An 8,122-nucleotide genomic window follows, 5' to 3' on the forward strand; every position below is an offset into this window, starting at 1 on the left:
ATCCTCACATTTCGCACCCTAACAAGGTCAAAACAAAGGATTTTTTATTTAGTTTTTCAGAATAACTTTTTGACCAACACAACGAGCGATGGCAATCCTTTTTTTACCATCGCTGGTCGTTCCGTATGACGTTACACGTAAATGCTCTCATCCAGCCCCAACCCCTGCAGAATCCTTCGCTGATCAGGGGTAAGGGAGCGATCCAGTGAGCGTTGGATGCGCCCATCCGGCAGCTTGAACAGGACGACGTTCACATATTGAAACAGCTGAAAAATCGCCTGTCCCGTCGGCCGGGTCAGCTTGCGGCCTCCAGGACCCTTCAACGGGTGTTCTGGAGTAATAAACTGACGCACTCGGCGCTGAAAAACGCGGTAAATAGCCAAGGCCAACAGAAACAAATAGCCTAATACTGCGACCCGTTCTGGTTTTTTGACGTAAATCTCATCCGTGAAAAACGGATCTTTCAAAAAAGCGAAGTTCATTTCCACCGAGATCTGCCCTTTATACAGCTTCAAGATCTCTTGGGCATCCATGGGTTGGCCCTTCCATTCCTTCGGAACGGTCGTGACAAGGACAAACCGGGACGCTTTCCGTCTCGCCTGTTCCCACGCGTCTTGGTCGAATTCGACGTCAAGGTGCAAGAAATACAGCGTCTCCACCTCGGGTTCCGCCCCTTTTTTCGGCCGTCCGCGCCGTTTTTTCGGGCGTACGATCTCTTCGACCGCGGCCTCAACCCGATGAAACCGGGGGCGAAGGGACGTCTTGAGGGACGCCAAGGCTTGTTCGGCATCTTCCCGGCAGGAGAAAGGGTGGCGCTCCCAATGGGCTTGTTCCTCGCGAAGAAGCTCCGCTTCTTTGGTTCGTTCTTTTTCGAGCGTCTTTCCTTTTCGCTGGTCGAGCGCACTCGATTCGACGACGATCAGCCGAACGGGGTGGCCTTCATAGGTGGAGGATGTTTCCCATACCCGGTACGTGGCGCCGTTTCTCTCCGCCAGGGTAAAGGGTTCGCTCCACGGGATGTGAGGCGAATCGGCCTCCGCTAATGCCCGTTTCACGATCCGAAGCGACGAAGGGCCTCGGGTGATCAAAAAGGCGTTGGCCGCTTTGGTTTGCGCCAGAGTGTCTTTTGTCATCGCGGCGGAATCGGCCACGTAAATCCATTCGTCTTCCATCTTGGCTTGTTTGAGCTGTTCGTGGACACGGGACAGCACCTCCGGATTCCACGTTTTGTCAGGCAGGTTGCCGTCGTGCACATCGCCGTAAAACGGGATGCCGTCCTCGTTGCCGACCAGTCCGAAGCCGATCTGTTTTTGCCAACGATGATGGCGGTTATAGCCATGTGTGATCTGCAAAGCCTCTAATGAGGCCGATTCATACGCGCCGTAAACCGTCTTGTCCGTCGTATCGGCGTGAAAGGCTCGGAGGGAAAGGCCTTCTTTGCGATAAATGTGAATCAAGCAAGTGCTGATCACCTTGTGAATGTCGGCCTCATACAAGCGGTCGAGATGACGAGCCAAGGCATCGTCGTTCAACCAGGAAGGATGGAGACCGGGACGGATGAGTTTCTCTAGATCGATCTCCTGAGCCCATCGTTCCACGTGAACGAGGGCTTGCCGGCCGTCAAACAGATTGTAGAGGATGGCCTGAACGGCATCGCTGACTCGAGTCTGGCACTGTGGATCAACGGGAACGAGATGGTCAATCAATTGGGGCAGGCCCAGTTTCTTGAATAGGGCACTTATTATATTCAAATAATCATTACGATAGACCTTTTTGACTTGAACGTTCATGAGAGAAAAACTCCTTCACTTTCCTTGTGTGTCAAGGATTCATTCGACATCGGAACGAAAAAATCCTCCCGATTTTCGTTGGGAGGGTGCGAAATGTGAGGCTATCAGTGTTGATAACTACGATTTAATTTTAAAATAAATTTATTGGTACTTTTCAGTTGTTTTACTGAAAAGCCGTAAAGCCTTTTTGAAATGCTTATTTTACTATTCGGATATGTTTAAAAGGCCAATAAATTATGTTTGCCTGGCCAACAACATCATTCATCGGAATGGCCCCAATATGACGACTGTCTTTACTATATCTTCTATTATCACCCATTACAAATAAATAGCCTTCAGGAACAGTGTTTCTACCGATTGGAGTATCCTTTAGAGTAAACGATTCCGTAAGGGGACCATCAAACTTGTTTTGTTTTTTGTATTCATCTAGATAAGGTTCTTTATACGCTTTCCCGTTTATATATAAAATATCATTTTTATACTCGATACGATCTCCAGGTAACCCAATTATACGTTTTATGTAATCCTTTTTTTCTTTTGTATGGAACACAATAATATCAAACCTTTTCGGTTTTACAAAAGAATATTTTATTTTGTTTACAATCATACGATCTTGATCGTGTAGTGTAGGCATCATGGATTCTCCTTCTACTATAATCGGCGCAAATATGAAGTGTCGAACAAAAGCAGCTAATAAAATTGCAATAATGATCGCCTTCATCCATCCCAAAAACTCACTTTTCTTTTTCTCCATTATCATCATCCCCCTTAAAACATTGATGTAAATTTTATTAAGGCTCCCGAATCCTCGAAACAATCATCTTTACAATTCACTTAAATCGTTGACATGATGGTACTAAACGAACATTATCCATCTTCAAAGAATAAGTGAGTATCAATGATGTCATTCATTCTTTCATCGGTTTACCCGCAAAAGGAGAAACTGATTTTAACCATATCGAAATGATGAGATGTTTGTTTCAACATACATCGAGTGGTCTTGTAAGAAGAACCAACGCACCTATTAGCAAGCGAAAGGAACGAGCGACTGCTTGCTTGACGATTGGCGATCCATCGTGAGTTGCCCTAGATCATGATGTCTCGTCGTTTGACAATTCTAACACGAAAAAATAGAAGTCAGTCATATGTACAAAAGATGTGATGGCTTTACACCGTTTGATATATCTCGAAAAATAAAGTTACCTCGTCGACGCTGAATTATACGAAGGAAAAAAGAAAAATAAACCCGTGGTGCTAGTTGAGCTTTAGCGCTCAACTAGCCCGAGAACAACAAGTGAGTAAGCCAGTAAAATACCATCCAGTGCCGTTTCAAATCCAGAAACCGAGTTCGCGCGAATCTTGGTGATCCGATACGAATCGACTAAAATCGAAAACACGGTTTCCACCACTTTACGTTTTCGCTTCATCCATTGTTTCCATGCATCCGATTGGCGAATTCGCTGATTGTTTCGGACGGGCGTCCAAAACGCGACTCGGTGCTCTTCGTACAGCTTCTTTCGCAGCGTTTGGCTGATATACCCTTTGTCACCGAAGTTATACGGATGTGGAATTTGCGTCATGACGGTTTCAGCGGCCACCCGGTCGTGACAAGACGCTTCGGTGACAACATATCCCATTGGCAGCCCTTGATCGGTCACTTGAAGGTGCAGCTTCAACCCGTAGTACCATTGCTTTTTGGAAGCGCAATACCCGATGTCGGCGATCTCTTGAAACCGTTTGACGCGATGCATTCTTGCCGTATGGCACAACGGGAGCGGCAAGCTGTCCACGACGGCATAGGCATGATGTTGACCGCGTTTTGCCAGCTCATGACGGATCCATTTGATGGCGAAACCAAGCGCCCGGCAACGGCGGTTGTATCGGGAGCGTTCAAGAAACGAGCCGTTTGTGAACAAATTTCCCGTGACAAAACGATGCCATGCCCGTTCGGATGTAAAACCGAGCAGCTTTCCTAAAAGATGAATGGCGATGATGACAGCGTCCTCTTGCTTGACCAAATGGCGATTTCGACGATGAAGATGCACCTGAATGCATGAAAGTTGAGCAGAAACAAAAACGAAAATGGCGGCATATTGCTTTTGAATCTTGGCTCGATCTGTAGTAAAATGAAAGTGCTCTTGCATGGGGATTCTCCTTTCGAATGGCAGGTCGCACTTTCATTCTACAGGAGATCCGCCAGCAAGGGCTATTTTTATGCTTGCTCAAGTTTATCTAGCACCACGGGTAAATATTATACTTTTTTAACTATTGTGTCAACCAACTTCCACCCTTTCGCCCTTGCAGCCCTCAGGAAAACGCCTTGAAAAGCTAATGGCCCTCTATAGTCAGCCAGCGGTGATCCAAACAAGGCGAGGCGACAAAAAGCGCCCCGAAAATCCGGGGCGCTTTTTGTCATGCCGCAGTAGATCCGTTATCCACTTTTTAGAAAAGGGGCGTACTATTGAAAATAATGGCGCACGGCGTTCACGATGGCCGTCGTCACCGCTTCTTGATAACCGTTTGTCGCCACAACCGCAGCGTCCGACCGATTGCTTAAATAGCCGAGCTCAAGCAACACGGACGGCTTCTCGTTTTCTCGCAACACGTAATAGTCGCCAAAGGCGATGCCGCGAAACGGCAATGCGGAAAGTTGCCTGAACAGCCCTTGGAACGATTGCGCCAATTCGTAGTCCGCAAACCGATCGTAATAGTAAATGGTGATGCCGGACGCATCTGGATCAGCGGCGCTGTCGTAATGCAAGCTAATAAACGCGTCCGCCTGATACAGGCGGGCGGCGGCAACACGCGCCGACAGCGGCACATACTCATCGCTAGAGCGCGTCAGCACGACGCGGGCGCCGTAAGATTGCAGCTTGTTTTTCAAAAGCTTGGCGGTTTCCAACGTCAACTCCTTTTCCTTGATGCCATCGACACTTTGGGCCCCGCCGTCTTTGCCTCCGTGGCCAGCGTCAAGAACGATCGTTTTTCCGGCCAGCGCCTGAACAGGACCGCGCGTCCAGCTGTCTACATAAAGGCGGGAGTCGCTAGGCGCGATGGCTGAAAGCAGCGAGCGGTCAGCCGACTGGGGCGCTTCCGCTTCCTTTTCATTGGCTTGTCCACCCTTTACCTGCACATATGCGGATGACACCCACCCATCAAGCCCTGTTTGGGAGGCAATTTTGTACCATCCCGGTTTCTTTTCCACAATCTCGACCTCTTCGCCCCAGACAAGGCGGCCGACGCGCGCTGCCTTCAATGACGGCTCAGCCCGAACGTTGAGCGAACTGGCGTTGACGATTCCGGTTTGATGCGAAATCGATGACTCCCGAGCTGCAGTGAGGTATGCTGAAGACACCCAGCCGATCGCACCGTCTGCGATCACTTCCGTCCATTCCCCATCTTCCTTGATGACCCATACCGTTTCTCCCCGCGCCAAATGCCCGATAATTCGCCCATCTCGGCTCGGCTCTTGTCGAAGGCGGAGTCGGTTTTCTTGCACGATGGCCGTCTCTTTTGCCAACGCGACGTACCGCGCGGCGATCCACCCGGTTCGATTCGGTTTCCACTCGATGTTCACCCATCCATCCTTGACCTCGATCAGCCGATACGCCTCGCCGCGGTGAACGTTCGCCAATGGACGGTATGGCACCCCCGGCCCTTGGCGGACGTTCACCTGATCCGCCGTCACCACCGCCAACTGAGCGGTTTTCCCACTCTCCCCTTTCGCCCCCACCGGCCAAGCAGCCGCAGCCAGCCATAGCAAACAAAACAACAGGGCGAGCCATATTCCTCGCCTCATGCGCATTCCCTCCCCCGTTGTCTCCAATTTGTCTACTATATCGTTCGCGCACAACGGGGAATTTCCTGTCTGTCACTTGGGAAAACCGCTCGACAAAACTAGCGGGGCGGCATCCATCAACCGACAATAGCTCTCCTTTTTCTGCATGATGCCTCTTCACACGACAGCAGCCACAACGCGCAACCCAGTCGAACCATCCAGCTACGGCCGACATACCACCATCGCTTCTCTAACCGATGTCCGAATGGATAAGCCGTCCCCATGAAGAAACACGCAGAAGCGCCAAAAGCGCTCCGTGCTCCAACGGGAGACGGTGTCCTTTGTCGCGCTGGAACCATTCAATGACGCGCATTCCATTGGGAAAACGGTGAATGAACAAGCACCAAAGTGTTTCAAAAAATCCAAAATATTATAAATACTTCATACCCTCTATTTTTTGGTAAAACGTCCGTCTCGCCACTGCTTGTTCGTTGTAAGACAGCGATTCATCCAAAAATCGCTGCACCATTTGCGACAGCTCATATTTTTGGCCAAAAAAGCGGCGCTGGCGCACCCGTTTGATTTCATGATTCTGCTGTTTGTTCATGCAGCACTTCTTATACTTTTTCCTACTTCCACACGGGCATGGGTCATTCCAGCCGATCGACATGCGTCATCCTCCTCTCCCATCTTTCTTTTTTCAATATTTCCATCAATAATGTTTAAATTCTACTATGGACAGGATAAACTACTATTATACAAAACGTTTATCCGAAAGGAGACGAGGGCTATGAACCCCGACAATCTTGCTAAACTGATCGACGAATTGTCTGCCATGTTCCATCCGACAGAGCGGGACCGTCCACACGGCAGATGGGTTAAGGCGCCAAAGAGCACACCCCCCTCCAAACGGCGGCGGTCCAAAACAGCCTACCAGCTGAAAATCACATTAAACGGCATCCGCCCGCCGATTTGGCGGCGCGTCCTTGTTCCCGGACATGCGACATTTCACGAGCTTCATCTCATCATCCAAGAAGCGATGGGATGGGAACAAGCCCATTTATACGAATTCGATTTCGGAAGCGTTCTCATCGGCATCCCTGACGGCTGGGATTCGTTTCAGCTGGAAAAAGAACTGATGGACGCCCGCCGCATCCCATTACAGCAATGGCTGACGGAAGAAAAACAAAAGTTTCTATATATTTACGATTTTGGCGACTACTGGCGCCATACCGTCACTGTTGAAAAGATTGAAACACTCCCAAAACCGTTGGAACGCGCCGCTTGCCTGAAAGGAAAACGGGCGTGCCCTCCCGAGGATTGCGGCGGCGTCTATGGCTACCTGGAGCTGCTGGAAGCGGCGGCGCAAAAAGACTCTCTTGCCGATCCCGAATTGCGCGAGCTGGTAGACTGGATGTACGACATGAAAGGCGAAGATTTTGACCCTGATGCCTTTGACGTCGAGGAAGCGAACGAGCGGCTGGCCTATATCCGATTGTAACGCATGCGAAAGAAGGTATCCGTCATCTCTCAAGGGCACCTTCTTTCGCACCCATCTGTCCTTTGTTGCCTGCTTTGTCCATCGCCTTACAAAAATCCCCGTTCGGCAAACGTCTCCCAGACGAGCTCCTCGAGCTCCTTGCGCAACTCAGCTGCATCGACTCCTTCAAGCAACCCGTCCTTTTTCCATGTTCGGATCGCTTTGTCGATCAAGCGATGGACTTGATCAACGTCCCAGCCCTCGCAATCAAACAACTCCTCAACTTGGTCAAGCCATTCCTCAATCGCACGGTCCAGCTCATCGCCATCCTCCATCCCACCGTCGTCGAACCAGATCTCATCACCGTCATCCCCATCGTCAAAGAGCCACTCATCATCATTCTCGCCCTCATCATCTCCATCATCGAGCAACTCTGTGCGAAATAAAAACAATTCCATCACAGCGGCTTCCACTTCCTCTACAGGAACGCCGTAGTGTTCCGCAACCTTTTCCATATTGACAAATTCTCTTCCAGCCATTTCACTCGCCAAATAACGGAGTGCAGCCGCATACACAGCAGGATTCTTGATGACCGGTTCATCCATTTCGCAATATGCGCGCCAAAGGAACGCAGCCTCGCTGAGCACTAGGGAGGAGGTTGTTTCTTCCTTTTTCTTTAATTCGCGAAAAACATCATCTTGATCTCGATCCCCCCAGTCCTTTTCGCTCAGCAGCTGCCACAACAGCTCATGGACCGCTATTTCAAGCAATTCCGGAAACGACTCGCGCAAAAACACTTCACACGTTTTCATATCCGGATTCCATTCCGCTTGAAGCGCCCGCGCAAGCCGATCCTTCCCGCTCTTTGGAATCGGCAGCACCTTCATGAAGTACGCCCACTCGTCCCCATGTGGAACGAGGCATCCTACTAACACGTCCCCCTCCCTAGCAGACGGAAGCTCCTCCGGCGTCAAAAAACGGACGTACTTTTCTTTTCTGGTCAACAGATCGCGTACAAGGAAACGCCGCTCATCCTCGATATGAATGATCTCGTCAAACGACGGAACCGCCTCG

At 49.9% G+C, this 8,122-nt stretch carries 7 protein-coding genes and 1 pseudogene; 1 reads left to right on the top strand and 7 read right to left on the bottom strand.

Annotated elements, in window-relative coordinates; translation table 11 throughout:
• Positions 1-131: 131 nt before the first annotated feature.
• The 6 genes and pseudogenes from BRO54_RS18085 to BRO54_RS20940 form a co-directional block, all read right to left on the bottom strand.
• Positions 132-1,790 (bottom strand): IS1634 family transposase, encoded by a 1,659-nt coding sequence (locus tag BRO54_RS18085; RefSeq protein WP_074044793.1) that lies wholly within the window; start codon positions 1,788-1,790, stop codon positions 132-134.
• A gap of 196 nt (positions 1,791-1,986) precedes the next feature.
• The gene (lepB, locus tag BRO54_RS18090) at positions 1,987-2,544 is read right to left on the bottom strand and encodes a signal peptidase I (protein ID WP_014195146.1); all 558 of its coding nucleotides are present in this window, start codon (positions 2,542-2,544) and stop codon (positions 1,987-1,989) included.
• Between the two features lie 511 nt (positions 2,545-3,055).
• Positions 3,056-3,934, bottom strand: coding sequence for an IS982 family transposase (locus tag BRO54_RS18095; RefSeq protein ID WP_014195145.1), 879 nt, complete (start codon positions 3,932-3,934; stop codon positions 3,056-3,058).
• A 314-nt stretch (positions 3,935-4,248) separates the two neighbouring features.
• Entirely contained in the window at positions 4,249-5,589 is a 1,341-nt protein-coding gene (locus tag BRO54_RS18100; RefSeq protein WP_021321450.1) for an N-acetylmuramoyl-L-alanine amidase family protein, read from the bottom strand.
• A gap of 409 nt (positions 5,590-5,998) precedes the next feature.
• Complete coding sequence (locus BRO54_RS20280; RefSeq protein ID WP_014195142.1) at positions 5,999-6,175, bottom strand: hypothetical protein; 177 nt, start codon at positions 6,173-6,175, stop codon at positions 5,999-6,001.
• 18 nt (positions 6,176-6,193) lie between these two features.
• Positions 6,194-6,238, bottom strand: a pseudogene (locus BRO54_RS20940) (SEC-C metal-binding domain-containing protein); the annotation flags it as partial.
• A gap of 120 nt (positions 6,239-6,358) precedes the next feature.
• Between BRO54_RS20940 and BRO54_RS18110 the strand changes: the two are divergent.
• On the top strand, positions 6,359-7,069 hold the full coding sequence (locus tag BRO54_RS18110; RefSeq protein WP_021321451.1) for a plasmid pRiA4b ORF-3 family protein: 711 nt from the start codon (positions 6,359-6,361) through the stop codon (positions 7,067-7,069).
• A gap of 86 nt (positions 7,070-7,155) precedes the next feature.
• On the opposite strand, the gene BRO54_RS18115 is transcribed toward BRO54_RS18110, so the two are convergent.
• Positions 7,156-8,122, bottom strand: a 967-nt coding sequence (locus BRO54_RS18115) for a hypothetical protein (RefSeq protein WP_074044794.1), incomplete at its 5' end; no start/stop codon positions are given.

Source organism: Geobacillus proteiniphilus, from assembly GCF_001908025.1.
GTDB classification, from domain to species: Bacteria; Bacillota; Bacilli; order Bacillales; family Anoxybacillaceae; genus Geobacillus; species Geobacillus proteiniphilus.

Coding starts and splice junctions, on each gene's coding strand:
- BRO54_RS18085 (WP_074044793.1), bottom strand. CDS start 1,790: ATGAACGTTCAAGTCAAAAAGGTCTATCGTAATGATTATTTGAATATA.
- lepB (WP_014195146.1), bottom strand. CDS start 2,544: ATGGAGAAAAAGAAAAGTGAGTTTTTGGGATGGATGAAGGCGATCATT.
- BRO54_RS18095 (WP_014195145.1), bottom strand. CDS start 3,934: ATGCAAGAGCACTTTCATTTTACTACAGATCGAGCCAAGATTCAAAAG.
- BRO54_RS18100 (WP_021321450.1), bottom strand. CDS start 5,589: ATGAGGCGAGGAATATGGCTCGCCCTGTTGTTTTGTTTGCTATGGCTG.
- BRO54_RS20280 (WP_014195142.1), bottom strand. CDS start 6,175: ATGAACAAACAGCAGAATCATGAAATCAAACGGGTGCGCCAGCGCCGC.
- BRO54_RS18110 (WP_021321451.1), top strand. CDS start 6,359: ATGAACCCCGACAATCTTGCTAAACTGATCGACGAATTGTCTGCCATG.